This is a genomic window from Vibrio sp. 1078-1 (assembly GCF_033340475.1).
The window spans coordinates 49,908-76,167 of record NZ_JAWOWM010000007.1 but is presented as its reverse complement, the minus strand read 5'-3'; the positions used below and the strand labels follow the sequence as shown (position 1 = coordinate 76,167).

Annotated in this window: 23 protein-coding genes; 7 read left to right on the top strand and 16 right to left on the bottom strand. The window is 46.5% G+C overall.

Features of this window, described 5'->3' with window-relative positions; translation table 11 throughout:
• Positions 1 to 96 precede the first annotated feature (96 nt).
• A complete protein-coding gene (locus tag R7190_RS14845; RefSeq protein WP_186584826.1) occupies positions 97 to 1,125 on the bottom strand; it encodes a methionine synthase in 1,029 nt (342 codons plus the stop codon).
• A 30-nt stretch (positions 1,126 to 1,155) separates the two neighbouring features.
• Positions 1,156 to 2,130 (bottom strand): DUF1852 domain-containing protein, encoded by a 975-nt coding sequence (locus R7190_RS14840; RefSeq protein WP_017636059.1) that lies wholly within the window; start codon positions 2,128 to 2,130, stop codon positions 1,156 to 1,158.
• 1,100 nt (positions 2,131 to 3,230) lie between these two features.
• Between R7190_RS14840 and R7190_RS14835 the strand changes: the two genes are divergently transcribed.
• Together R7190_RS14835 and R7190_RS14830 are read left to right on the top strand one after the other, a co-directional pair.
• On the top strand, positions 3,231 to 4,148 hold the full coding sequence (locus tag R7190_RS14835; protein ID WP_005376731.1) for a leukocidin family pore-forming toxin: 918 nt from the start codon (positions 3,231 to 3,233) through the stop codon (positions 4,146 to 4,148).
• 75 nt (positions 4,149 to 4,223) lie between these two features.
• A complete protein-coding gene (locus tag R7190_RS14830; RefSeq protein ID WP_086046922.1) occupies positions 4,224 to 4,907 on the top strand; it encodes a topoisomerase I in 684 nt (227 codons plus the stop codon).
• Between the two features lie 66 nt (positions 4,908 to 4,973).
• On the opposite strand, the gene R7190_RS14825 is transcribed toward R7190_RS14830, so the two are convergent.
• The 14 genes from R7190_RS14825 to R7190_RS14760 all read right to left on the bottom strand — a co-directional run bounded on the left by R7190_RS14825 (position 4,974) and on the right by R7190_RS14760 (position 19,054).
• Positions 4,974 to 5,675 (bottom strand): ABC transporter ATP-binding protein, encoded by a 702-nt coding sequence (locus R7190_RS14825; RefSeq protein WP_186584825.1) that lies wholly within the window; start codon positions 5,673 to 5,675, stop codon positions 4,974 to 4,976.
• Positions 5,676 to 5,697: 22 nt separating this feature from the next.
• Positions 5,698 to 6,981: an ABC transporter permease gene (locus tag R7190_RS14820; protein WP_318137571.1), complete on the bottom strand. Its 1,284-nt coding sequence runs from the start codon at positions 6,979 to 6,981 to the stop codon at positions 5,698 to 5,700.
• A 2-nt stretch (positions 6,982 to 6,983) separates the two neighbouring features.
• Positions 6,984 to 8,198 carry an ABC transporter permease gene (locus tag R7190_RS14815; protein WP_186584821.1) on the bottom strand — a complete coding sequence of 405 codons (1,215 nt, stop codon included), beginning with the start codon at positions 8,196 to 8,198 and terminating at the stop codon, positions 6,984 to 6,986.
• Positions 8,195 to 9,466, bottom strand: a complete 1,272-nt coding sequence (locus R7190_RS14810) for a TolC family protein (protein ID WP_104979532.1) — start codon at positions 9,464 to 9,466, stop codon at positions 8,195 to 8,197. The genes R7190_RS14815 and R7190_RS14810 overlap by 4 nt, the downstream gene beginning before the upstream one ends.
• Positions 9,459 to 10,592, bottom strand: coding sequence for an efflux RND transporter periplasmic adaptor subunit (locus R7190_RS14805; protein WP_186584819.1), 1,134 nt, complete (start codon positions 10,590 to 10,592; stop codon positions 9,459 to 9,461). Before R7190_RS14805 ends, R7190_RS14810 begins: the two co-directional genes overlap by 8 nt.
• A gap of 186 nt (positions 10,593 to 10,778) precedes the next feature.
• Positions 10,779 to 11,381: a GNAT family protein gene (locus tag R7190_RS14800; RefSeq protein ID WP_309304208.1), complete on the bottom strand. Its 603-nt coding sequence runs from the start codon at positions 11,379 to 11,381 to the stop codon at positions 10,779 to 10,781.
• A 3-nt stretch (positions 11,382 to 11,384) separates the two neighbouring features.
• Positions 11,385 to 11,810, bottom strand: coding sequence for a GNAT family N-acetyltransferase (locus R7190_RS14795; RefSeq protein ID WP_053349639.1), 426 nt, complete (start codon positions 11,808 to 11,810; stop codon positions 11,385 to 11,387).
• Positions 11,811 to 11,829: 19 nt separating this feature from the next.
• Positions 11,830 to 12,585: a class I SAM-dependent methyltransferase gene (locus tag R7190_RS14790; protein ID WP_186584818.1), complete on the bottom strand. Its 756-nt coding sequence runs from the start codon at positions 12,583 to 12,585 to the stop codon at positions 11,830 to 11,832.
• Positions 12,586 to 12,610: 25 nt separating this feature from the next.
• The gene (locus tag R7190_RS14785) at positions 12,611 to 13,243 is read right to left on the bottom strand and encodes a class I SAM-dependent DNA methyltransferase (protein WP_186584817.1); all 633 of its coding nucleotides are present in this window, start codon (positions 13,241 to 13,243) and stop codon (positions 12,611 to 12,613) included.
• Positions 13,244 to 13,404: 161 nt separating this feature from the next.
• Entirely contained in the window at positions 13,405 to 13,920 is a 516-nt protein-coding gene (locus R7190_RS14780) for a protein disulfide oxidoreductase (protein ID WP_186584816.1), read from the bottom strand.
• Positions 13,917 to 16,028 (bottom strand): protein-disulfide reductase DsbD family protein, encoded by a 2,112-nt coding sequence (locus R7190_RS14775; protein ID WP_213986404.1) that lies wholly within the window; start codon positions 16,026 to 16,028, stop codon positions 13,917 to 13,919. The genes R7190_RS14780 and R7190_RS14775 overlap by 4 nt, the downstream gene beginning before the upstream one ends.
• A gap of 64 nt (positions 16,029 to 16,092) precedes the next feature.
• Positions 16,093 to 16,491, bottom strand: a complete 399-nt coding sequence (locus tag R7190_RS14770; protein ID WP_033905718.1) for a hypothetical protein — start codon at positions 16,489 to 16,491, stop codon at positions 16,093 to 16,095.
• A 102-nt stretch (positions 16,492 to 16,593) separates the two neighbouring features.
• A complete protein-coding gene (locus tag R7190_RS14765; protein ID WP_186584814.1) occupies positions 16,594 to 17,196 on the bottom strand; it encodes a response regulator transcription factor in 603 nt (200 codons plus the stop codon).
• A 25-nt stretch (positions 17,197 to 17,221) separates the two neighbouring features.
• Complete coding sequence (locus tag R7190_RS14760) at positions 17,222 to 19,054, bottom strand: sensor histidine kinase (protein ID WP_186584813.1); 1,833 nt, start codon at positions 19,052 to 19,054, stop codon at positions 17,222 to 17,224.
• A gap of 178 nt (positions 19,055 to 19,232) precedes the next feature.
• Here R7190_RS14760 and dsrO point away from each other — a divergent pair, with 178 nt between their 5' ends.
• The 5 genes from dsrO (at position 19,233) to R7190_RS14735 (ending at position 26,139) form a co-directional block, all read left to right on the top strand.
• The gene (dsrO, locus tag R7190_RS14755; RefSeq protein WP_176311085.1) at positions 19,233 to 20,000 is read left to right on the top strand and encodes a sulfate reduction electron transfer complex DsrMKJOP subunit DsrO; all 768 of its coding nucleotides are present in this window, start codon (positions 19,233 to 19,235) and stop codon (positions 19,998 to 20,000) included.
• Positions 19,997 to 21,127, top strand: a complete 1,131-nt coding sequence (gene nrfD, locus R7190_RS14750; RefSeq protein WP_186584812.1) for an NrfD/PsrC family molybdoenzyme membrane anchor subunit — start codon at positions 19,997 to 19,999, stop codon at positions 21,125 to 21,127. Before dsrO ends, nrfD begins: the two co-directional genes overlap by 4 nt.
• A gap of 17 nt (positions 21,128 to 21,144) precedes the next feature.
• On the top strand, positions 21,145 to 24,237 hold the full coding sequence (locus R7190_RS14745) for a tetrathionate reductase subunit A (protein WP_186584811.1): 3,093 nt from the start codon (positions 21,145 to 21,147) through the stop codon (positions 24,235 to 24,237).
• 277 nt (positions 24,238 to 24,514) lie between these two features.
• Entirely contained in the window at positions 24,515 to 25,078 is a 564-nt protein-coding gene (locus tag R7190_RS14740; RefSeq protein ID WP_390904734.1) for a c-type cytochrome, read from the top strand.
• Positions 25,079 to 25,086: 8 nt separating this feature from the next.
• Positions 25,087 to 26,139 (top strand): c-type cytochrome, encoded by a 1,053-nt coding sequence (locus tag R7190_RS14735; protein ID WP_005376684.1) that lies wholly within the window; start codon positions 25,087 to 25,089, stop codon positions 26,137 to 26,139.
• The last annotated feature ends 121 nt before the right edge of the window (positions 26,140 to 26,260 follow it).

Below are 26,260 nucleotides of genomic sequence, written 5' to 3'. Positions count from 1 at the left end.
CATTTCCTAGCGAGCTGTAACCCGATTCCTAGTCTCATTTAAACTCGCTAGATTGACCCTAATTTTAGTTCATGGTGCGGAGCCTAAGTATTAATATCAACCCACCAACTCTTTACGAATGATCTCCGCACCCGCACTTAACGCATTGAGCTTAGCGGTCGATACTTCACGAGACAAAGGTGCCATACCGCAGTTGGTACATGGGTAAAGCTTGTCGGCATCAACGTACTTCAACGCCTCTCGCAATGTGTTCGCTACTTCTTCTGGCGTTTCAATTTCGTTGGTAGCGACGTCAATCGCACCAACCATCACCTTCTTACCGCGAATCAACTCAAGCAACTCAATAGGCACTCGCGAGTTATGACACTCAAGCGAGATAATATCGATATTTGACTGCTGCAATTTAGGGAATACTTCTTCGTATTGTCGCCATTCAGTGCCTAGCGTTTGCTTCCAATCTGTGTTCGCTTTGATGCCGTAGCCATAGCAGATGTGCACTGCAGTTTCACATTTCAGCCCTTCAATAGCACGCTCTAAACACGCAATGCCCCACTCGTTTACATCATCGAAAAACACATTAAACGCAGGCTCATCAAACTGAATGATATCGACACCTGCCGCTTCAAGCTCTTTCGCTTCTTGGTTGAGGATTTTTGCAAATTCCCAAGCCAGCTTTTCACGGCTACCGTAATGATCATCATAAAGTGTGTCGATCATCGTCATAGGGCCTGGAAGCGCCCACTTGATAGGTTGCTTAGTTTGCTGACGCAAGAACTTGGCATCTTCAACAAACACGGGCTTTGTGCGGCTTACTGGGCCAACCACAGTCGGAACACTTGCTTCATAACGGTTGCGAATAGTCACCGTTTTGCGGTTTTCAAAATCTACGCCGCTTAAATGCTCAATAAAGGTCGTCACAAAATGTTGCCGAGTTTGCTCGCCATCACTGACGATATCAACGCCTGCCAGTTCTTGTTCTTGCAAAGTGACACGTAGCGCATCGCGTTTGCCATCAATCAGTTCTTCACCTTGCAGTTTCCACGGTGACCAAAGTTTTTCTGGTTCGGCCAGCCAAGAAGGTTTCGGTAAGCTGCCAGCCGTTGAAGTCGGTAATAGTGTTTTCATCGTCATTCCTTTCTAGATTCTCGTTATCTTTTACGCGTAATTTGCAGACCATTGTTCAAGCACAGATTGATAAGGTTTGATGAAATGCTCCTCGGCAAATTTCCCTTGTTCAATCGCCAGTTGGCTGCGCTCTTCTCGGTCGTAAACGATTTGAGTTAGCGAGTGGTCTAGGTTTTTTAAGTTTGGCTGGTAGCAATTACCGGCAACCGCGTTGGCATTGTAAATCTCAGGTCGGTAAATCTTCTGGAATGTCTCCATCGTGCTAATCGTACTGATAAGCTCTAGGTTTGAATAATCGTTCAACAAGTCACCGAAGAAGTAGAATGCCAACGGTGCAACGCTGTTTGGCGGCATAAAGTAGCGCACCTGTAAGCCCATCTTCTTGAAGTACTGCTCCGTCAACGAAGATTCGTTCGGCTGATATTCAAAGCCCAAAACAGGATGTTGATTTTCGGTGCGTCGGTATACCTTGTTGTCCGATACGCTCAGACAAATCACTGGCAGCTTTTTGAAATGCTGTTTATAAGACTCAGAATTAACGAAAGCTTTGAACAGTTTGCCATGCAAATCACCGAAGTTCGCTGGGATGCTGAACTGTGGCTGGTTTTTGTTGTGGTCCAACAGCAAAACGCTAAAGTCGTAATCACGCACGTATGAAGAGAAGTTGTTGCCCACAATGCCTTCGATACGCTCGTTAGTGTTGTGGTCAACAATGTTAGTTTTGAGCACTTCAATCGATGGGAAGGCTTCTCCACTACCTTGGATATCCATATCAACGGAGATGATTTCAAGTTCAACGGAGTAGCGGTCACCTTGCGCGTTATCCCAATATGCCAACGCATTAAAACGATTATCGATCATTCGGAGCGCATTGCGCAGATTCTCTCGGCGGTAGTTTCCGCGAGCCAGATTAGCAAAGTTGGTAGTGATTCGCGTGTTGTCTGATGGTTGGTAATTCTCATCAAAGCGAATGCTTTTGATAGCAAATGTGAAATCGTTATTCATCGTGAGTTGGTATCCTATTTCCTTAGATAAAGCAGACTTTTCCTAACTCTGTGCATGGGGACATTTTTTGTTTTTTGGTTTTCCCAATCGTTAGGTTGCGCAGCGTTCACGACGAACAGTTCGTACTAAAAACGGTGGTCGCAGTGCCTAACACCAGAGCAGTCCGTTTTTTATACTTGCTTCACGAGTTGAGTAATATTGGTATTGTTTCACATTGAACATGAAGGAAATTCATAGTGGCAGTTCCAACCCTGAGAGAGCTATCGTAGATACTGTTTTTCATTGACACCAATACACGTAACTTGGCGAGCATATTGCCAATATGTGTAATTAAGAAACGGATAAGGGATTAGCAGTACGTAAACCAGTTTTAAGCCGAGAAAACGCATTGTATGAACAAGGCACCAACTGGAATATAGGACAGCGTAACTTAAATAGTACTTTTCACACTCCATCGTTTATTCAAGCATTCGTTTAATTAGAAGTACGTTACATTTATATTCTCGGAAACATGATTATTTAATTATCTTATTTATTTCTTTTTCTATCTTTACCATCTTAAACGTAAAGTTTAATTTCCTGCTGTAAAAGCACATATAACTTCATACACGAACATGGCAACTTCATTGACGGACTTTATCACTAAACTATTACATTAAGCTCTAAAAAATAATAACAAAAAAAACATAAACCACTGTTTTAATTTGAATTAAACCCATAAACCCGAGATAACCACATAACGATACTTTACTTAATTTGGTATAACAAAAACCCTAAAAATAACATGGCTAACATTTATAAAATTCACTTTATCAATAGAAAATCTCAACACAACATTAGAAAATTAAAATTAAGCAATAACTTAAAAAGACAAGACTTAATAACCAAATTCTTATTTATTATAGTTGAGTGGTGAATTTAAAAACTATGAGACATTAATCCCACGAATCTATCCTTTTTCTTTTTTTAATAAAAAACAAGATGCACTATTTCACCGCTCATTTATTGAGCTTGAATTTATAACCTGTCCATAATTATAAAGTGCCCATCAAGATGGTTTAAAACAAAAGTCTTTATGGGCTGACTAATAGGAAAAAATAATGGAAAAACAGCATCTTTCCGCGAGTATTATCGCACTCGCTTTACTTGGTTCTTTAGCACCAGCACATGCTGAAGATACATTGAAATCTTACACTTCGACATTGCTTCAGCTTGATGATGGTGATGCACGCTCGAAAAAAATCCGCTTAATTTATTCTTTAGAAAATGTCTGGAACCAATCTTTGCTACCAAATGGCGCTAAAGAAGCCAAGTTGATCCTAAATGGCGGTTCTGGCTTCGACATGACTAATGTTCCAAACAAAGAACAAATCTATGGTTTTGCTACTGGGGGAGATTACCGTTACACCGTTCCAACGGCTTTTAAGCTGGCACTGAGCTATTTAAATGGCGCCCCCTTACGCCACATGAGCCATGCTCCAGAAAACACCATTGCAACGGCATCTGTCAGTGAGTCTCTAGATTTTAACCTTGGATTCAGTGCTTCTACTTCTCCAAATATTAGTGGGGGAATCTCCTGGAGCAACCGTGTAACGTACGACCAGCCAGAGTTTCAAACGGTTGCCGATTTTAACCAAGCTAACGAAAGCATTAATTGGTTAATTGAAAACAAGACTATCCGCCATAATACGCCAGCTAAAGACTGGTTATTGTATCGTTGGACCAGTTGTGACATGGGTAATTTGATTGATTACAATGAGTTACCTGTCGTTATGCGTTCAGATTTTAAACCACAAGTCGGCGTCGTATATAGAAAAAATGACATTCAAGATGGCCTAGATACATCAGAGGTCAAGCTGGTTGCTGGTTGGCGAAAAACCAATTACTACTTTGGTCGCGACTGGTGTAGCTGGTATACCACACCAGAAAATACCTGGAAGAAAAATCGTGATAGCAGTCAATGGACAGAGACTAGCCGAGCCGTAACTATCTCTTGGAATGACGATCTCTACCACTAACTTATTAGCCTGCGGCCACGGAATAAATAAGTGGCCGCCGTATTTACTAATGAAATAAACGGTAAGACATGACACATGACAAGTAACAAAAAACTCTTGACTGGATCGGCGCTAGCACTTGGTGCAGTACTCGCCATATTTCTGATTAATTCAAATAACAAGAATGCCCAGACCGAACCTGTTGCAAGCCTTGACGAGCAAATCAAGACAGAAGACGCTGCGACAATAAGTGTAACGCCTCCTGAGAGCAATGCTGCTCAAAAGGTGGTTACCACTCCAACACCACAAAGTGGCAATGATGATACTTCCGACGTCATTCCAGCTACACCTTGGATATCTGCCCCATTAAATGAACTGAGCAATGAACTGTACGATTTTATTGAAGCTGAACAGGTAAGTTACATCAGTACGACCGACTATCCATTCGACGAGCAAAAGCAAAAACAATTGCGAACATTAGCTAAGCAAGGGGTTCCTATCTTGTTTGACAATACGGAGTCATCCTATTTGGATAGCTACGGTGTCAGCGAAACCAAAGTCGTATCAGAGTATTTTGGTACGGCGTCTGAAGGTGATGTCATCATCGCTACCGGAGTACAGAATGCAGATGGCAGCATTCATTATCTAGTTTTGCCTTTGAAGAGCAACGATCTCAACGATAACAGTAAATTGATTGAGGACACTAAGCTCGCAATCACTCTACTTAAAGAAAAAAAGCATGACTTGATAAAAGAGAGACAAAACGAACATCGCCAATAAAAAGTAAAGGGAGATAGCCTCTGTATCGCTATTTCCCTTAAAACTCAGTTCTCAATTAAGAAAAGCTCATTTCTCCCTACTTACCGGCACCCTATCCGAAATTACCTTGCCGTCTTTGATGGTGATGATGCGTTTAGTGCGCTCTGCCAGAGCGTTATCGTGCGTCACGATGATTAAGGTTCTACCTTCGGCGTGGAGTTGGTTGAACAGAGCTTCGATCTCAGCACCAGATTTTGAATCGAGCGCGCCGGTTGGCTCGTCAGCTAGGATGATTTGAGGGTCGTTCACTAACGCTCTGGCGATAGCGACTCTCTGCTTTTGACCACCAGAAAGCTGGTTTGGTTTATGGTCTAAACGATCCCCTAGCCCGACTTGCTCTAGCAATTTAGATGCGCGCTGGCGACGTTCTTTGGCTTTGATACCAGAGTAAACCAACGGCAGCGTCACGTTATCAAGCGCCGTCGCATATTCCAATAAGTTAAAGCTTTGGAAGACAAATCCAATCTTTTGGTTACGAATGCCAGCCAGCTCATTCGCACTTAAACTTGCGACGTTTTGGCCGCCAAGTTGGTACTCGCCATCGGTGGGCTTATCTAAACAGCCGAGCATGTTCATCAACGTTGACTTACCCGAACCGGACGGGCCAAGAATCGAAAGAAACTCGCCTTGATTAATGGTTAAGTCAACGCCGTCTAGCGCGCGAACTTCCGCCTCCCCGCTTGAGTAGTATTTACAGATGTTGGTCAGCTCAACAAGCGGCTTCGACATGTTCTCTCCAGAGTTATTGTTGTTATTCACTTTGTAGCGCCTCCAACGGGCTGACTTTTGCGGCTCGGTTTGCAGGTAACCATGCCGAGGCCACACCAATGATCATTAAGGTGAGGATGACAATCGCGACAACGACCCACGACAACTCAGGGACAGGTTTACCCAGTTGTTCATAAAAGGCATTACCCTCTAAAGGAATGGAACTGATGGCAGACACCAGCGCGTACGTCACGCCTAAGCCAAGCGCGCCCCCCATCATCATTGTCAATAAAGACTGCACTAAATAGTGCATGCGAATGGCCGTTGGGGTTGCACCGACTGCCATGCGCACGCCGATATCACGCGTAGATCGATTTACGGTGGCATACATCACATTGGCAATGCCGACGCCAGCAACAGCTAACGTCACGAAGCCGATAATGCCAAGAAAACTCTGCAAACCTATCAGAAACTGCTGCATACTCTTTTGTTTAAGGAACATATCATCGACTTGGATGACCTGTTCATCACTGACACTTGCCCCGTGCTTACGGGCAATCACTTGCCTGATCGTCTTTGCTAAGGCTTCTCGGTCTACATCGGCTTGTGGTTGCACATTGATGCCACCAATTTCACCGTTGACATGAAATCGCTTCCACGTCGCTAACGGCACAAAGCTGGAATAGTTGATAAGATCCCCCTGTTCTATTTGGGCGCTGTTTTTCTCCAATACGCCCACAACGATGAACTCCTCATTGCCGATTTTTACCTTTTGCCCCACAGGGTTGACTTGCAATGTGACTGTCGCAAACCAACTAAAGTCCTCATTCGGGTTGAATAAGTCGGCTGCCAGTTCATAACCCAGTACAACGACTTTGCGCGTCTCTTTTTGATCGAGTGGGTTTAACCATCGCCCCCCCGCCATCGGCACCAAATTGGTCATGGATTGAAACTCGCTCGTGACCGCTAACGGCTCTTGCCACGAGCTTCTGTCACCAACGGTGATGCGCTCTTTCCACTTCGCCGTTGGCGCAACGCTTTTTACATCGGGTAACGCTCGAACAACCTCTGAATCGTCCATTTTTAGTGTCAGAAACTTACCTTGGTGAAAAGCACCGTGGTCGACGGTGGCCATCCCTCCGGTCAAATAAATCAAGTTGCCATTACCATTTTGTGCGGTTTTCAATACGCCTTGACGAATACCCTCACCTACCGCCAACATAGCAGAGATACAAAGGGTCGCCCACGCTACTGCCAGAATGGTCAAACCCAATCTCAGCTTTTCTGCGGCCATTTCTTGGAAAATTTGTCTCATCGGTAACAACATGACTAAGCCCTCGCACTCAAAGCAATGACTGGCGTGAGACGCGATGCTCGCCTTGCTGGGAAATACGACGCCATCAATGCCAAGATAAGCGTCACAAGTAAAGACCAAGCAATGGAATCTGGCGTGATCACAGGTAAACCAATCCATTCCGGTAATGCCATGCTGCTTAGGACAGACACCACGGCATACGAAAACATCAGACCTAATGCCGTGCCCACAGCTACCAAAATAAGCCCTTCAAGAATAAACTGACTGAGTATGGATTTTTGAGTCGCCCCGATCGCCAAACGCACACCGATTTCACGCGTGCGCTCCGTGACAGATAAAAACATGATGTTGGCAACGCCAAGCGCACCGACCGCCATGGTCATCGCGCCGCTCGCTCCGAGAAAAATCTGAATGCCACGCAAAATTCCACTGATGACCGCCGCACCTTCACTAAAATCGGGTAATTCGACCGCATCTTTATCACTTGGGTCAAAATGAAGCTGCTTGGCGAAAAAGTTCACGATATTTGGTCGAAACGACGGTGCATCCATCCCATCTCTCGGCTTCATCAATACCATCCAAGGTTTCGCATCCCACAAATCGCGGTACGTTGTTTGAGGAATGAAAACCGTGCGGCTATCGCCGAATGAAATGCCAGTGTCCTCACCAACGGTTATCCCAATCACCAAAAACGGAATGCCGTTGACTTTGAGCCTATCCCCGATTTGGATTCCGCCCATTTGCGCAATTTGATCGCCTAACACCGCCACGCGAGTATGGTTGTTCATATCACTTGGTGACAGATTTCTCGAACCAGATTGCAGCTTGCGTTGCATTAAAGGAAAGTAAGACGTGTCAATACCGCTGACCGTACTCGATAAGTTCTGTCCTTTGAGATTGGTGATATTCGCATCCCATTTGGCGTAAACGCTCGACGCCTGTTGCACGAAGCCCGACTGTTTGATCGTGTCGACTTTTTCTTGTGGAATATCAATTTGTCGTCTTGAAGGTAACCCTTGCCACGGTTTACTGGTACTCGACGGAAACACCACTTGCACATTGTTGATCATAAAGGAAAACGACTGGGTCTGATGGCGATAAAAGCCTTCGCCAAGTGCGATTAACACCACCACAGAGATCACGCCCCAAGCAATCGCGATAATGGCCAGCACGCTCTTCATGCGGTGCGCCATCAACGTTTGCCAAGTTTGTTGCAATAGACTGCTCATGAATGAAAAGCTCTAGAGATCAACGCCATGGTATCGTCATCGAGTTTCCCTGCGGTTTGCAGTAAGCCGATTCTCTTACGCCAATAGCTGTACAAGTTGGTTTGCAGACTGTTTTTCGCCTCAAACAAGCTGTTGTGTGCACTGATAACTTCCGACACTTCAAGCAGACCAGCGTCGTAAAGTTTCTCTTTGCTTTGCAACACTCTGGCGCGCGACTCAACCAGCTCGTTCGCTATCAAAACTTGATTCCAGTTGATATCGACCTGAGTAAACTGCTGAATAACTCGTTTCTGAATATCAATTTCCACTCTACGCATATCTTGCTTGGCGCTTAAAATGTTCAACGATGCTTCGTCCACTTTCGCTCGCACTGCACCATTGAGGTCAATCGGCAAACTCAAACTAATCCCAGCGTTAAACTCGCCGTTTGAACGATTGTCACCATCGCTGTAGCCCACACTGCCTTTGACGGTTGGGTAGTATCCACCTTTAGCTGAATCTTTCGCGAACTCGCTCGCTTTCACCATCTGCGCCGCCACCAACAGCTCTGGACTGCTGTCTTTAGCCAGCTTTAGCCATTGCTCCTGAGAGTCCACCAGCATCGGCGGCTGAATCAAAGAATCCGTTCGAATTTGGTCGACACTCTCCGGCATTTGATTGATTAACGCCGCAAGCTCTGCTTTTTTCACTTCGAGATCGGCTTTTGCATTGAGGATACTTGCTTGCTCAGAGACTTGATTCGCTCTCATCTCTTCGACATCAACCGACTTCACTTTGCCTGCTCGATAGCGTTTCTCAATGATGTTGAGAAGTTCTTTCCCCTCCTCCAGCTTGGACTGCGCCAATTTGAGGTCGCCCTGTGCGCTTGCCACATCTAGGTAAGCGGTGAGCAACTTTTGCGCAAGCTCGTTATGCGCTTGAGATAACTCTAACTGTACTTTGAGATAATTGGCATTCGCTTGATCCAGTTCCGACCACAAACTACTATCCCAAATAGTTTGAGTTAAGGTAGCGCCGTAACTGTTCGAATGGCTTGAGGACTCATTCCAATCCGCTGACGCACTGGCACTTAAACCCGGCAATAACGCACTGCGGCTGCTCTGTACGCCAACCTCGCCAAGCTGGACGCCGATTTTCGCTTTTTCGTAATTTGGATCGTTCTGCTTTGCTTGTTGCCAAGCTTGTTCAATAGAAATTGCATAGGTAGGCAAACTGAGCGTGGTAGCCAACAATACAAAGGCGATTGTTGGTCGTTGCAGCTTAACCATGCGCCGCTCCCATCATACTGTTGTCGATAACCTCTTCATCAAGCTCCACGCCGTCAAGCACTTCGACATTGATGCCATCTGACAGACCGAGTTTCACAGGTTGTTTATGAAACCCTTGTTCTGAGCTATCGGGGATCAGAACATTCGGTGCGTCACCATCAAATTGCAGAGCGCGCTCCGGTAGAGTGAGCACGTTTTCAGACTTCTTCAGAATGATTTGAGCCGTCGATGAAAAACCAGAACGAAGCAACACATCTTGTGGGATCTTGAGTTCTCCCACTTCAACCTCAAAACCGTTATCAAAACTTTTTGCCGAAGCATTGCCCTCTGGTGAGTTAAGGTTCTCAGATTGAATCGCCACTTTGGTTAGCACACCAGAAATCGCCACATCAGGATAAGGCGCAACCGTCAACATAACGGGCATTCCCGGAGACAACTGCGCAGCATCATGCTCACTGACGCTACCTTTAAAAATCAGACTGTTCATGTCGGCCAATGAAATCATTTCAGTCGCGGCTTGGCTTGATTGAGTCGAGATGATCGGCTCTCCGACCTCTACTTTCTGGTTGAGTACTGTGCCATCAATTGGCGCGTAGATCGTCGACGTTAAACGCGCATCGCCGATAGACGCCTCACCACTGCGGATGAGTTCGAGATTCTGGCGCTTTTGCAATACGTCCGCTTGCGCAGATTTGACTGCCGAGCGCGCACTTACGTATTCGTCGTAGTTACTTGGAATAATGTCTTGCTTGACCAAGCTTTCTAAGTTGGACAGTTTTTGTTTGGCGGATTCCAGATCGGCTTCGCTACGCATGAGTTCTGCCGATGCATCCGTTAATGCTTGGGGTGTTGGGTTTGGACGCACTTTGATCAGCGGCTGGCCTTGCTTCACCTTTTCACCAACTTTCGCGTAAATTTCACCGACGATACCGTCGATTTGTGACTTGATAGACACAGAGTGTGCAGGGACAATTTTACCAACAGCCACCGCTTGTTTTTCAATCGTGCCTTTTTCCACAATCAATGTAGGCAGCAATTCTGGTTGAGCAGCAGATTGGAGATAGAAATACGTACCACCGCCGAGCAGCGCGATGCTCACAGCGGAGACAAGCCAACGTTTCGTCATTATTTATTCCAACAATTATTGGGTAGTCTAATGACTACTCCTAAAACACAAAGTTGAAGGAATAATATCCTGCTTTAATAGCGGTTTGGTTGTCACAGTTGGTATGGTTTTGTCAGTCGCCTCTGACAATCAAAGACTAAAAAATCTCGACGAATCATTCAGCAAAGACGCTGTCTACGATGGCAACTAACATGCTCTGTAACCGCTCATTTCAACCGCTATCAATTTCATTCTGAACAATGTGCAAAATGGCGCAGTTCCGATATCCTCCAATTGCATATCCATACAGTCTTGCGCCTCACGTCCTAGAGCAGGAAAAACTGCATGCGCTTTTAAAATGCCTTGGCTGATAAAGCCGCATTTCTCCAACACACGGATACTCGCGTGGTTGCCAATATGCGGGGCGGTGCGAATGCGCGTTATACCCAAGCTTTGCAGGTAGACAACGCCAAGTTTGCAGGCTTGGGTTGCATAGCCTTTTCCCCGATAGCGAGCAGAAATACCAAAATGGATTTCACTGCTGTCTTGCTCAGGTATCAGCACCAGACAACCAATAGGAGTTTGAGAAGTGAGTTCTTCAATAGCGAAGACTAATAGATTGGGAGACTTTTGATCATATTGAGCACACCATCTTTCGATGGCTTCAAGGGTTTGATTAACATTTTGGTGGGCTTGGCGATTGAGGAAGCGGCATGCTTGCTCATCGCCTAAATAGTTTTCAAACAGAGGAGCAGCGTCTGTTGTTTTGAGGTATCTGATTGCCACTTGTTGAGATTCAACTCTCATCATGATTTAGCTCTGATAAACATTCGGTTTCCAGATTTGCATGAAGTTTTCTACTGGAGCAATAGGAGTGAACCCAAACTGTTCGTACAACCCATGAGCATCGCGGGTTGCAAGCATCATACGGCGTAAGCCTTGTAGTTCTGGATGAGCAACAATTTCTGATATCAACAACTTACTGATGCCTTTACCACGGTGTACCTCCACAACAAACACATCGGCAAGGTACGCAAACGTGGTACGATCGGTAATTAACCGAGCAAAAGCAACGAGTTGATTTTCATCATCCAAAACCGCGAAACAGAACGAATGGCGCAATGACTTCTCAAAGCGTTCTCTTGGAATACCCTTTCCCCAATAACTGTTTGAAATGAACTGGTAGATAACGTCTAAATCCATGTCATCTAACGACATAGTAATTCGAAATCCTTGCATTGTATCCCTCAACATTGATTTATATTTTCTCAGCCACACAGACAAGCGAGTTGGCATTCGCCTCAAATACTTGCGCTGACCAAGATTGGTACTTCTCTATGATTCTGAATTCCGCTTGTTCAAGGAAACCCTCTATGTCTTCTAGCGGACGATATTTTAAATCAATGCTGGAATGCTCAATCGTTCCACTTTCAAAATGGCGCTCTTTGTTCAAATACATGATGGACGTTTGCAAGTCATACTCGGCCTTCATACCGAAATAATTCACTTCACCATAGGTTGGAGAAACATAGGTTTGCCACAGTGCCATCTCATTATCCAGTTCTAGATTCTCTGGCGTTGGTAACCGCGTATCGAAGACAAATCGCCCACCTTTTTCGAGGTGTCTTGATATTGAGCTCAGTGCACCTGCTAGCATCTCATCACTTAAAAAGGCTTGGAATGCATTCCCTGTCATTATGGCTAGGTCAAACTTCTTACCTAACGAAAACTGGGTTGCGTCGAGATGAAGAAAACGCAAGTTACTCCTGCTTTTGGCTTTGTCCTTTGCATGTTTGAGCATCCCTTCAGAAATATCAATGCCAATGGCTTCGTTGAGTTGCTCAGAGACTGGAATCGTGACAATGCCGGAACCACAACAGACATCCAGTACACTTCGAGCATTGGTTTCTTCGATTAACCTTGTGATAAAAGCAATGTCGTGATGGTAAAGCTGGTCGTATTGAGCATCGTATTCAATGCCAGACCCGAACTCGGTTAAATCTTGTGTTTTCAAAAACAATCCTTGTTTGTTACTTATTTCAGCGGTGTGACTTTTTCAGCTCTAGCATCAAGTATCGACACACATAACCAACACCAGATACGTAACCAATCACATTTTCTAGGGAAACCACTTCCAACCCCGCTTGCTGACAGAGTTGCTCAACTTCACTTTCGGTATATGCCGTATGCACGACCGATCCACTATAAGTATTTCGAGGCAAATCTTGTCCATCCGGATCGTGGTATTGAAAGCTGACAAAACATCGTCCATTCGCAGTTAGCTTATGCGAAATGCACTCCAGAAGTTGTTGAGGCTCTGCTAGAAACTCAGTAAAACCAAGTGCGGTGATAAGGTCGAAGGTTTGTTCAAACAAAGGGGAAAATGGCTCATCGAGATTATGAACCGCGACGCTTTGATAGAGGTTAGTTTGGCGCGCTTTATCAACCATTTTGGACGAGATGTCTAAGCCATGGATGGCGAGTTCTGGATAGTGACTTTTTACGATATGGCCGATACTGCCAGTCGCACAGGCTAGGTCGAGAACCGAGCCTTGCTCGATGGGAAAGGTTTTTAACTTCTCAGAAATCCAACGTGGACCGACGTAGTGACTGTCATCCACCAACTTTTGATAGCGATCCGACACATCATCATACATTTTTGCTACGTTCATCGTTTCCTCCTTGATAACCAGAACGATGCTCGAATGTAGCACGCAATAAGCATCTAGACACTTATTGGTTAACTAGTTCTTTATGGTATGTGACCGACTGGTTGTTTAGGACAACAAAAAAATCCGATACTCAATATTTTGAATATCGGATTTTTATAGCGTTATCGAGCTAACCAAATTCTCGCTAGTATTCCTATCGGAGTGGTAACGCCAGTTGTGACAGAGGAAATTTCACCATTTCTTAAAACATAAATGGTTGGGGTCACGCTAATTTTCCATTCGCGCATAATATCGCTTGAAGGATCGTTTATGTTTTCGAAACGATATTCTTTTGCCCTCATAAACTGCGCCACACGCTCATTCGGTCCCGACGATCCAGAAACGCCAACTACGGTGTAGTCATCACTCAGCCAGCTCACGCTTGTGCTTACAAATTTACAAGCGGGACACCAAGTCGCCCAAAAATAAACAACGACAGGTTGTTCATAACTTTGCGCGATGGCATCGAAGTGTTCACCAGCGCTCAATACGGAGCTCAATGGTGGTAACTCCTGTTTAGGAATATCTTTAGTGCGATACCAATCCATCGTGATGGAAATGACGGTGACAATGAGCACCATCTGTACGATTTGAACGAGCCAATATCGGAATGTTCTACGCTGCTTTGTCGAACTCATTGAATGGTTCCCCCACTCGCTTGTTTCACCGCGCTTAAAACAACATCATCAGTCAGAATAACAGGTAACGGGATACCTTGTGGCGCCGCCGGGCCATAGACGATGTTAAACGGCACACCGTAACGCCCATGAGCTCGTAAAAAGTCAGTTACCGAGCTGTCCGGATGTGTCCAATCCCCTTTTAACGTCGCCACATTAGGGCTTCGCAGCAATGAGTAGACAGGATCTTGCCAGATCACACCGATCTTGTTCGCTTTACACGTGACACACCAATCCGCAGTGACATCCACAAACACCACTCGCCCATTATTGACGTGATCTTCAATCGCCGAGTTAGAAAGCTTCTGCCACGCTAAGTCCTCAGGAAGCGGTATCGCCCATTGGTCGGCAGTGACACTACCAAGTAACAGGCCACCAGCTATCAACACTAATGACGCAGTTCCGGATACAGCAAGCGCTTTCTCACCATACACTTTCTTAATTCTTGCCATCATTACAACAAAAGCAGCCACAGCGATAAGTGCAATCCATAGCATCGGTACATGATTTGCCATTAATGAAAGTAGCCAAACGCTGGTTGCCAACATCATTATGCCAAACACTATTTTAACGACATTCATCCACGAGCCAGGCTTTGGTAGTTTCAGCGCGATATTTGGAAACACAGCGACTAAGAGCCAAGGCAGTGCCATACCCAATGCTAATGCTGTAAAAGTTGCAAATAACGTTAATACGTCGGCACCCAAGGCAAATGCCACGGCCGTTCCTAGAAAAGGCGCGGAGCAAGGCGTCGCAAGCAATGTAGCAAACATACCTTGAACATAGTGACCAACTAGGGAGTTATCACCTTTCGAGGCCAGCCATGTATTGGTACCCGATGATAGACGGATTTCAAACAGCCCTAGCATATTGGCCCCAAACAAAGTGGTGACCAACACCATCAAACCTAAGAACCAGGGGCTTTGAAATTGCACGCCCCAACCAATGGCATTACCTGTTAGCTTGAGCACCAAAATAAAACCAGCGAGAATCCAGAACGACGTTAATATACCAAGTGACGAGGCAACAAACTGAGCGCGAATTTGACGACGCTCGATACCTTGAGCGGCAACAATACTACTTAGCTTCATCCCCAAAACCGGAAGAACGCAAGGCATAATGTTAAGAATTAAACCGCCGAGCAACGCGAATAGAAAAACACTCGTTAGAGACGTGCTCGGCAGCGGTTCAACTATTGCCTCAGCAGTTGCTTGAGTGGTTTCTTCTGCTAGTAAATTGGTGTCTTTGATGGTCACAAACAGCGACTGTTCATCTAACGCCACATCGCCCAGCCAAGTATCAACGATATAGCTCGCGGTGACGATGTTTCCTTCTTGATGCATTCCTTCAAGCTTGAAGCTATAGTCTCGCGTTGCTTCATCGACACCATCCACCAGCACTTGTGGTTGTTGCCAACCCTGACTGTTCTGTAGCTTGATTTGTAGTTTCGATTGGTTCGCATCCCAACTCGCCTGAGTAACATCAATAAACGGCGATGGCTGCGGCACGTTACTCACTGCTTGAGCGTAACTGAACATCACGCCTTCATCGACTGTTAGATCAGAAGGCAAGAACGTCAATTGAATTTGATAGTCGGTCAGCACACAAATCGTCGTACAAGAAGAAAGTGTCAGTACCGCATCAATCGTGACAGGTCTGGACATGTCTTCGACGTGCAGCGTCATGGGGAACAAAGTATCGCCTTTATACCCAAGAGTCTCGATACCTAATAGTTCGAATTTTTGTGGGTGCGGCCATTGCCAATCCACTTTGGATAAATTTTGTGAATTTTGCCAATCAATAGATGGTGCTACGCCGCCCTCACCAGGTGAACGCCAGTAAGTTTTCCAATCTCCGGTTAACTTGACATCCAAATAACCTGTAAGTGTTTTGGCTTGCGGATCTTGTTGACCAGTGAGCACAAAGCGCGTTTGCACTGGAGGATGTTGTGGGTTGGTTAGCCAACCTGTATCAGTAGTTTGAGCTGAAATACTCAGAGAGAGCAAACTCAAAGCAAGCGTCATAAAAAACATGAACGCAAACTGAGTCAGTTTAGTAATTTGATTCATAGTGATTCCTAGTTAAAAGACAAAGGTGCTAAATAACTGACGCTAGTGGTCAGAAAGCACGCTTTTATTCTCGGAACACACAGAAAGTCAGATGGACTCGATACTTACGGCCTATCGGTTCCGTCCAATGTTGCGCACCAATATAGGCACTGCACAACCAAATTGCCGAAGCAAAAAGACCGACAAACAGAACAACAATAAATACATCGAGTTGATGTTGAGAAAACTGAATTAACTTTTCAGACAATTCGCACTTGCTGGTTTCTTTAGTATCAATCGACTTGACGCTCGAACGCTCATCAGTAAGTGAAACCGCGGGCGATTCCGTCTCATATTTCATAGAGCATGACGATGCAAAACCTGAATTTTGCATCAGACACACAACCACCACCCAGCCAATAATCGCCAGTAGCCATTTTGCCCGCTTATGTGGCGTGTGATGTCGTTTAGTCAACAAACTCATAAGAATTCAGATAAAGTAAGAACGAAGAAGATAATACGCGAGTCGTCATAAAGCTCAAGTTGTATCCTCTAAATAGCCTTAAGAGGCTTCACTCGGTAAGCTTTAATCTAGCTTGCCATAAATATATGCCAACTCTGCGACGGTTTTTGCCGAGAACTTCTTCAATAGATTAGCTCGGTGTACTTCAACCGTTCGCATTGCTATGCAAAGTTCGTCAGCAATACGAATGTTGCGCTTTCCTTCAATGATCAAACGCAAAATGTCTTTTTCTCTAGGTGTGAGCGATTCATAAGCCGATTTTGCTGCTGCCATATCGAGGTTTGTGGCAGACTGCGCCTGTCCCTGCAAAATGGCTCGTGCCAGTTCATCGCCTTTGACTGGTTTTTGGAAGAAATTGACCGCCCCAGCATGCAATGCATCGACCGCCATCGGAACATCACCATGCCCTGTCAGATAAATAACGGCTAACGGGCTGTTGGCTTTATTTAAAATTTGGTGCACTTGCTGGCCACGAAGGTTGGGCATTCGGCTATCAAGGATCACGCATCCGGCCTGATGAATGTTCACTTTATCGAGAAAAGATTGCCCATCAGCAAAAGTCGTCACGTTGAAGTCATGCTCTTCCAACATAAAAGCGAGCGAGTCACGCACCGATTCATCATCATCGACTACAAAAACAGGTAGCTGCTTTTCACCGCTGCTCATTGAGTGCTCCTATGCCTAGTTCAGATTAGTTTTGATATGGAAACACAAGCTCAACCAAACAACCATGTGGTGCTATCGAGCTGATGACAAACTCGCCACCATGCATTTCCATCACATCGCGACAAATGGCTAACCCTAGCCCAAGCCCTTCTTCTTTGCTACTCACAAACGCTTGAGTCGGATTCTCTTGCTGCAACCCTGTACCATTGTCTAACACTCGAATAGAGAGTTGATTGATTTGGTAATCGCAATGCAGGGCAATTTTACCTTGATAGCCTGATGAGTGATATTTCTCTTGGAACAAAGTACACGCATCAATCGCGTTGCTGATCACATTAACTAAAACCTGTTGTACGCCAACTGCATCGACAAGTAACGGACGCATGTTCCCTTCTATACTGGTCACGATCGAAGTGTTTTGCTTCTGCATTCGAAAATGGAGCAACTCAATCGTGTCATCAATGAGTACTTGAAGATCGCACGACGTTTTGTCGACACTGCGCTTACGAATCAACGTTCTTAATCGCTGAATAATTGCATCGGCTCTTTCAACTTGGCCCTGTATTTTCTCAAGCACAGGGACAATATCTTCATGAGGGCGCTTTTTGGCCAAGCGAAGTAAACCACCTTCACTATAGTTGCGAATGGCTGCCAGTGGCTGATTGAGTTCATGGGCAAGACTAGTCCCGATTTCTCCGACAATCGCGACCCTTTGTGAATGTTCTAACTGTTCACTTTTCTCTTTTAATCGTAACGATGTCTGCTCCAACGCTTGCTTACTCTTGCTAAATCGATACTCAAGCCAAAAGTGGTAAGCGTTCAATACAATCACAAACATGAACAGCGCCCATGCCCATTCTTGATGACTACGCAGCCAGCGTAGAGCCTCACTCCACCAAGGTTGTTGCAACGGATGGAGATCCAACGCCTGATAAAGTTTGTCGATGCTCAGCAAGCTGACGGGGGACGTCCAACCTGACGCGCCTGCCGCAATAACCGCAGGGTGTTCAGGTGGCATCGCTAGCAATACTTGCGCAATCTGTTTGGCAATCTGAGCTGAGCCGCGCTCTGTTTTGGCAAATGACCAGTTTGGATATAACGGCGTAGAAACAGCGCACGAAGAATGTTCATTTAGCTGTTGATTTAGGACTCGAAAATCACCTTGCTGTAACAGACCTTCATTTTGCATCTGTTCCAATAAACAAGCAGGGACGACAGCGGCTTCCACATTGCCATCACGTAATTGATACAGGTTGGCATCAATAGGAAAACCAAGATAGCGGACATCGGAAAAGAAATCGTTTGGATTAAGCCCCATTTTGACTATTTGATAGCGCATCGTGAGATAACCACCAAAGGCTTTTTCTGATACCGCCGCAACGGGACGTCCTGAGACATCTTGCACCGTTTGATAACTTGAATTGGCTCGAACCACAAGCGCCGAACCAATGCCGTAGTTCGAATTTTGCGGCGCTCGGCTGGTTAGCGTTGCCATCCACGACAGCGCGTATTGCCTGCCCAACCGCACTGCTTGACCTGGGTTGGTTAAGATGAAATCCATCGTCTGAAACTTCACCGCTTCGCCCATTTCATCCAAGTTAAGGGGATGAAGAACAAAATGCACATCGGAAATTTGCTGATTGAGCCAATCAATGGTCGGTTGCCACCTTTGCTCTGCATAGAGGTGGCCGCGTATCGCTAACACGCCCACTTCAACTTTCTGCTTGGCCTCTGGCTGCTCTGCCTTTTGCTCTTGCATTCCTTGCAGATCTGCTTGTTCAGAAACTGCGCCCTGAGCCAAAGATGCAAAGGCAACTAAGCAAAGAATCCAAAGCTGAAGCCACAGTGCTTTTTTCATGATGAGTCGAATCGTTCCGTCAAGAGAGTACGACAAGAGTAACAGCTACCTTCCCTAAACCACATTTGTTTTAGATCAAGTTTGATCTGGGTATGTGGAAATCCACAATATAAGCCTCGCAGTGCATTTCTCACAATGGAATCAGTCAATTCAAATACAACAAAAAAGCAGGTGAGTTATGGATTCCACCAAACGTCGCTTTCTCAGCGCGGTCACAGCCGGAGCCGCGTTAATTCCAGTCGCAGGCATTGGCACGGCAACTGCGGGAAACATTATTCGAAATAACCAGTCCGCTGACCGAAAAGGACAAGTCGGGAAGCGTTATGCCATGGTGATAGATTTGCGTAAATGTGTCGGATGCCAGGCTTGCACTGTGGGTTGCAGCATCGAGAACCAAGTGCCTATCGGTCAATTCCGAACCACCGTAAAGCAATACGAAGTTACGTTAGATGATGGCTCTACAGCCACGCGAGAAGCAAAAGCCTTTATGCTACCGCGCCTTTGTAACCACTGCGACAACCCACCTTGCGTGGCAGTGTGTCCGGTTCAAGCAACCTTTCAGCGCGAAGATGGCATCGTCATGGTGGATAACAGTCGCTGCGTAGCGTGTGCGTATTGTGTACAAGCTTGCCCTTACGATGCTCGCTTTATCAATGAAGACACCCTCACCGCAGATAAATGTACCTTCTGTGCTCACCGTCTAGAAAAAGGTCTATTGCCTGCCTGCGTGGAAACCTGTGTTGGCGGAGCACGTGTAATTGGTGATTTGAATGATCCATCAAGTGAAGTTCGCCGCTTAATTGCGAAGCACCAAGACGATATCAAAGTGCTAAAACCCAATGAAGGCACCAAGCCTCACGTGTTTTACATCGGCATGGATGAACGCTTCACCAGCCACATCGACGGACAACCTGCTATTTACGACCCACAAGGAGATCGCGCATGAACATCACCGAAGTGTTAGTCCAGCCTCAAGCGATGGCTTGGCTCCCGTGGGCGGTGCAGTATTTCTTCTACATCGGTTCGGCTTATGCGGCTGCTGTTTTGTTCCTAATCGCCCTATTATTTGAAAAACACACCAGTCACAGACTGCGCGCTGCGCTTGTTCTGACGCTGGCCATAGGCGCCATCGTGGGACCATTAGCGTTAACTGGTGATTTACACCAACCGGGACGAGCATGGCATTTTTACGCACACATCACTCCGTGGTCATGGATGTCTTTAGGGTCGCTTTTCTTGCCTGTTTTCTCAGGTTTAGCGGTAGTGACTGCATGGCTGTATCTCCGCGAGGATATGATCAACTTACGTAATCAGCCAGGGAAAGTACTGCCTCTAATTTCAAAGCTGTCACTGGGTGACTGGGCGCTCTCTCGTAGAGTCATGCTTATGGTATCTGTTATCACGGTGCTATCAGGCATCACCATTGCAGTCTACACAGGCGCTGAAATTGCAGTCGTTAAATCGCGCTCTTTATGGCACCAACCCGCGTCGCCGGTTCTTTGGTTTGTCACTGCATTTATGAGCGCGGTCGGATTTTCTCTGTTGATTTGGCTCTTGCTGCCTAGTCAGTCAAAGACACTGACATCTGGCGATACTAATTTACTTAAAAAATCAGTGGTTACCAGCGGTGTATTAACGCTGATACTGCTACCGATTTGGGCATCCAACAATTCCGCATTTTCGCTCTATTCTAGCGAACAATGGATGCACAACATTGCCCTGCTCACTTTTGTCGTTTTAGGTTGTGTTTTGCTCGCTTTCATCTTCTTGCGCGATACCAAAAAGTCCGCATCAGCCAGATTTCGTCACGTCATAGGGCTCAGTTTTGTGTCTGCTGCCGCACTGGCAAGTGCATGGCTGATTCGCTGGTTTACCATCATGGAAGTGCAAACCATCGCCAAGTTCGATGCAGGGCTGTATCCATACCAACTCACTATGGATGGAAATGGCTGGATAGGCATTATCGGCATGCTCGGATTATGGCTTGCACTGGCACTGCTCGGTTCGGAGCTGGTTCAGCCAAAACAAAAGATCGAAGTAAAAGCCTCATCACTCACCTTAACTGAACGCTAATCAAAGAGGATTTCATCATGGATAACAAACGCCGTCAGTTTTTGAAATCAGGCATTGCAGTGGGTGGGCTTGGCGCATTCGCTGCGGGTTACGCCACCACCACCAAACACATGGTCGAGGGTGCGCTCGAAGGCACTGCGGGAGAAAAAACGCGTGATATTCACCACGGTAACTCGCTTGAACCTGAGTACACGGTCAACAGCAAAGGCAACCTAATCCCTAATCCAAATCAGCGCGTTGCGCCATCGATGTGCTTTGGTTGTTGGTCACTGTGCGGATTGCGTGTACGCATTGATAACCGTAACGACGAGATTTTGCGTATTACTGGCAACCCATATAACCCACTCTCTCATCAGCAACACATTCCGTTCGAAACGCCAGTCAAAGATGCTTATTTAAGTTTGGCAGGAGAAGCGGGCCTTGACGGTCGTTCAACAGCATGCGCACGTGGCAATGGGATGCTAGAAATTCGCAACAGCCCGTACCGCATTACTCAGCCACTGAAACGAGTTGGAAAACGCGGCGAAGGAAAATGGATTCCGATCAGCTACGAGCAATTGATAGAAGAAGTCGTAGAGGGTGGTGATTTATTTGGTGAAGGCCATGTTGATGGCTTACGCGACATCCGCGATTTAACAACGCCCGTAGATCCTGAAAGCCCGGAATATGGACCGAAAGCCAACCAATTGTTAATGACCAACGCCGGTAACGAAGGCCGAGACGACATATTCAAACGCTTCGCGTTCAATAGCTATGGTACACGTAACTTTGGGCATCACGGCTCTTACTGCGGCTACGCATTTCGTGCTGGCAGCGGCGCATTCATGAACGATTTAGATAAGAACGCGCACTTGAAGCCAGACTTTGATAACGCGGAATACATCATCTTCATCGGTATGTCACCAGCTCAAGCGGGTAACCCTTTTAAGCGTCAGGCGCGCCAACTCGCCAATGCGCGAACAGAAGGTAGCTTGGAATACACCATCATCACACCAAGTTTGCCTGCTGGTTCATCGAGCTTAGCTGCCGGTGACAACAACCGCTGGATACCAATCAAACCGGGTACCGATTCTGCCCTCGTGCTTGGCATGATCCAGTGGATCATCGAAAACCAACGCTACAACAAAACCTTCTTGGCGCAGCCGGGGGCAAACGCGATGAAGCGAGCCGGCACCGCGCACTGGTGTAATGCCACGCACTTGGTAATCAGCGATGAGCAGCACCCGAGAAACGGCACGTTTTTACGCGCATCTGATCTGAACCTGCCATTTGAGGGCGAAGCGTTGTCTGACTCCGACCCGTACGTCATCGTGAATGAGCAAAGAGGCGAATTTGGTGTTCATACCCAAGCTGAGGAAGCGGCACTGTTTATCGATAAAACGGTTTCGCTTGCATCGGGCGAAGTGCGCGTAAAATCGTCTCTACAAAGACTCAAAGAAGAGGCGTTCAAATACAGCCTTGCGTTCTACAGCCAACAATGTGAAATCCCTGTCGAACAAATTGTTGAACTAGCAAAGCGCTTTACCAGTCACGGAACAAAAGCGGTGGTCGATACCCACGGTGGCAACATGCACACCAATGGGTTCTATAACTCGTTTACCATCATGATGCTCAATGCGTTGATTGGTAACATCAACATGAAAGGCGGCGCGATGGCGAAAGCGGGTGGCTACCCAACTTCCGCTGCGGGTCCTCGTTACGACTTCACCAAATTTGCTGGCAAAGTCGGCCCGAAAGGCGTCTTTTTATCGCGCAGTAAATTCCCATACCACAAAACCAGCGAATACAAACGTCGCGTTGAGGCTGGTGAATCCCCTTATCCAACTCGCGCACCTTGGTATCCGTTTGCAGCGCCACTGCTGACAGAACACCTATCTGCGGCTATTGATGGTTATCCATATCGCGTTAAAGCGTGGATCAACCACATGGCGAACCCGATGTATGGGGTGCCCGGTTTGAAAACGCTGCTGGAAGACAAGCTTAAAGATCCAAAACAACTCGGTTTGATTGTGTCTGTTGATGCGTTCATTAACGAAACCACCGCATTGTCGGATTATATTGTGCCGGACACGGTCACCTACGAAAGCTGGGGTATGGCAACGCCTTGGCACGACGTTCCGGTGAAAACCGTCACCGCTCGCTGGCCGATTGTGGAAGCGCGAACAGAGAAAACCGCCGATGGTCGTTCAATTTGCTTAGAAAACTTTTTGATTGATGTCGCCAAGAAAATGCAACTAGGCGGCTTTGGTGACAACGCGATTCAAGATGCGCAAGGGAATTGGCACGCTCTCCACAGCGCTGAAGATTTCTACTTACGTTCCGCGGCAAACTTGGCTTATGTGAAAGGCGGGGTGCCTGAAGTTTCGGCAGAAGACATTGCGTGGTCCGGCCTAGAGCGTTTAATGCCAGCCATGCAGAAGACGCTGACAGCGGATGAGATGAAACGTGTGGCGTTTATTTTTGCTCGCGGTGGACGTTTTGAAAATGCAACCGAAGCGTATCAAGGTGAGCAAATGAAGCACAAATGGACACGACCTGTCGCGATATGGAATGAACGTGTCGGCAGCGCAAGAAACACCATGACCGGTGATTTCTACACGGGTTGCCCAACATGGCATCCACAAAAACTGGCCGATGGCACACCAATGGAAGACCAGTTCCCAAGCTCAGAATGGCCTTTCAGCCTAACGAACTTTAAATCCAACATTCACAGTGCGGTATCCAACCTATCGCCAAGGTTGAACTCGATTAAAGGCGTAAACCCAGTGTACATCCATCCAATCGATGCCGAGCGCGCAGGCATTAAAACGGGTGATGAGTTTGTTATCGAGACACCATCTGCAAGCACCAAAGCACTTGCGATGATAGTCAACGGGATTCGCCCTGGCACACTCGGATTTGAACATGGGTTTGGTCATACCGAGCTAGGACAACGCTCGCACTGGATCGGCGATAAACAACAACCCGTAAAAACGCGCAGCCAAGATGGCGTCAACATTAACGACATTGGCTTAATTGATCCTACCCGAGAAGGTAAAGGTGTATTGTTGGATTGGGTAGTGGGCGCCGCGGCACGTCAGTCCTTGCCGGCCAAAATCCGCAAAGCGTAACGCCGCACGTTAAGACGTCTCTACCACTTAGAGCTGCCGATTTGTGCAGCTCTTCACCACTTTGTTTTTATAGCTTATAGAACAACCAATAAAAACAAATACGGCCATTTACACTTATTAAATATGTGGAAATCCACAATACCTTTCATTATTGACAAGGCCGACAATATCGTCTGAGTGACTACCAAGTAGCACTTAGACATATTAATAAAAATTAAAGTGAGTCAGCATGTCAAAAATTCTTCCAGTGGTGGTGGCCTGTTTGTTAGCAACCACTATGGGCGCAAGCGCCTCGTCTATTCCGGAAAAAGCCAGCGTATGTAGCGGTTGTCACGGCCAAGATGGCATGGGACAGCCAAATATCGCGCCGATGATCGCTGGTTTAAACGCGAATTATCTCAACACTCAAATCGAACTATTCCTTAGTGGCGAACGCCAAAATCTGGTCATGCAAGGCATGGCGAAGGAACTCAGCGATCCCGCAGGCCGTAAGGAAGTTATGGAGTACTTTGCTAACCTCCCGAGCTATGAGTTCACGAATCCAGAACAACGCGGCGACCAAGCTGATATTCGTAACCCGTATCGTAAGTTAATTTTCCAAGGCGATTGGGATAGAAATATTCCAGCTTGCGCAACTTGTCATGGAGCCAGCGGTATGGGCGTCGACAAGTTCCCTCGCCTCGCAAGCCAACATGCTGATTACTTAAAAACGCAATTGATGGCATGGAAAAACGGCACTCGCAGTGGCGACCCGCTCAATATGATGGGGACCATCGCAAAAAATCTCACTGACAAAGAGATCGAAAATCTTGCTTACTACTTTGCCTCATTACGTTACTAGGAGCAGTCATGAAACGTTTCTATTCTTTGTTCGCACTGCCTTTCATTTCTACGCTCGTACTAGCTAACGCTCCATTACCGGACCGCCAGAAAGAGCTACCTGCGATAGAAAAAGAAAAGCACGGTGAATACTTAAAACCGCGTGATCTCAGCACAATCCCAAACACCGCATTTGGTGAGCAAGTAAAACGCGGTTACTCGCTCTTTGTTAACTCACAACAAATGCGCGGAAAATACGTTGGCAACGAACAAAACTGTGTGAACTGCCATATGGAGGCAGGACGAAAAGCAAACGCTGCGCCACTGTGGGCAGCTTACATGGCATACCCGGCATATCGTAAGAAAAACGATCGCGTAAACAGCTATGCTGACCGTATCCAAGGTTGTTTCGAGTATTCCATGAACGGTAAAGCGCCCGCTTACGATTCGACAGAAATTGTTGCCCTTAGTGCTTACGCCTACTGGTTAGCGATGGGCGGCTTGCTTGACAAACATGGTATGGCGGATGAACCCATTCCAGAACTAGACGCAAAAACGTTGCAAATTGGTGGAAAAGCAAAAGACTTCCCGTTGCCCGAAGCCATCGCACAAGCATTACCAATTGAAAAGCGGGGTAATCTCTCTGGGCGTGGCTACCCAAAAATCGCCGCCCCTGAGCAAGAACCATCAATAGAGCGAGGCGCATTGGTCTACGAAAAGAACTGTGAAACTTGCCATCGCGCCGACGGTTCAGGCATCAAAGACACCAACGACCATTCATACATTCCACCACTTTGGGGCGAATATGCGTATAACTGGGGCGCAGGTATGCACCGGATTAACACAGCGGCCTATTTTATTTACGAAAACATGCCGCTTGGGAAAAGTGTGCAGCTGACAGAGCAAGAAGCTTGGGATGTCGCAGCATACGTCAACAGCCATGAGCGTCCACAAGATCCTCGATTCAAAGGCAATGTCACCGCAAACGCGGAGAAATATCACCAGCACCAAGGCTATTACGGCAAAACGCTCAACGGTACGCAAGTCGGCTCCAATGCCTTTAAGAGCGGAACGGTCAAGTAAAGTACAACTAAGTACCTTAAATAAAATGCTCTTTTTCCCTGCTCTGATTATCTGGGCAGGGTTACTTACCCTTAAAAACAAGTAATTACCCCCCTCCACAGACAAGCAATATCACATTATT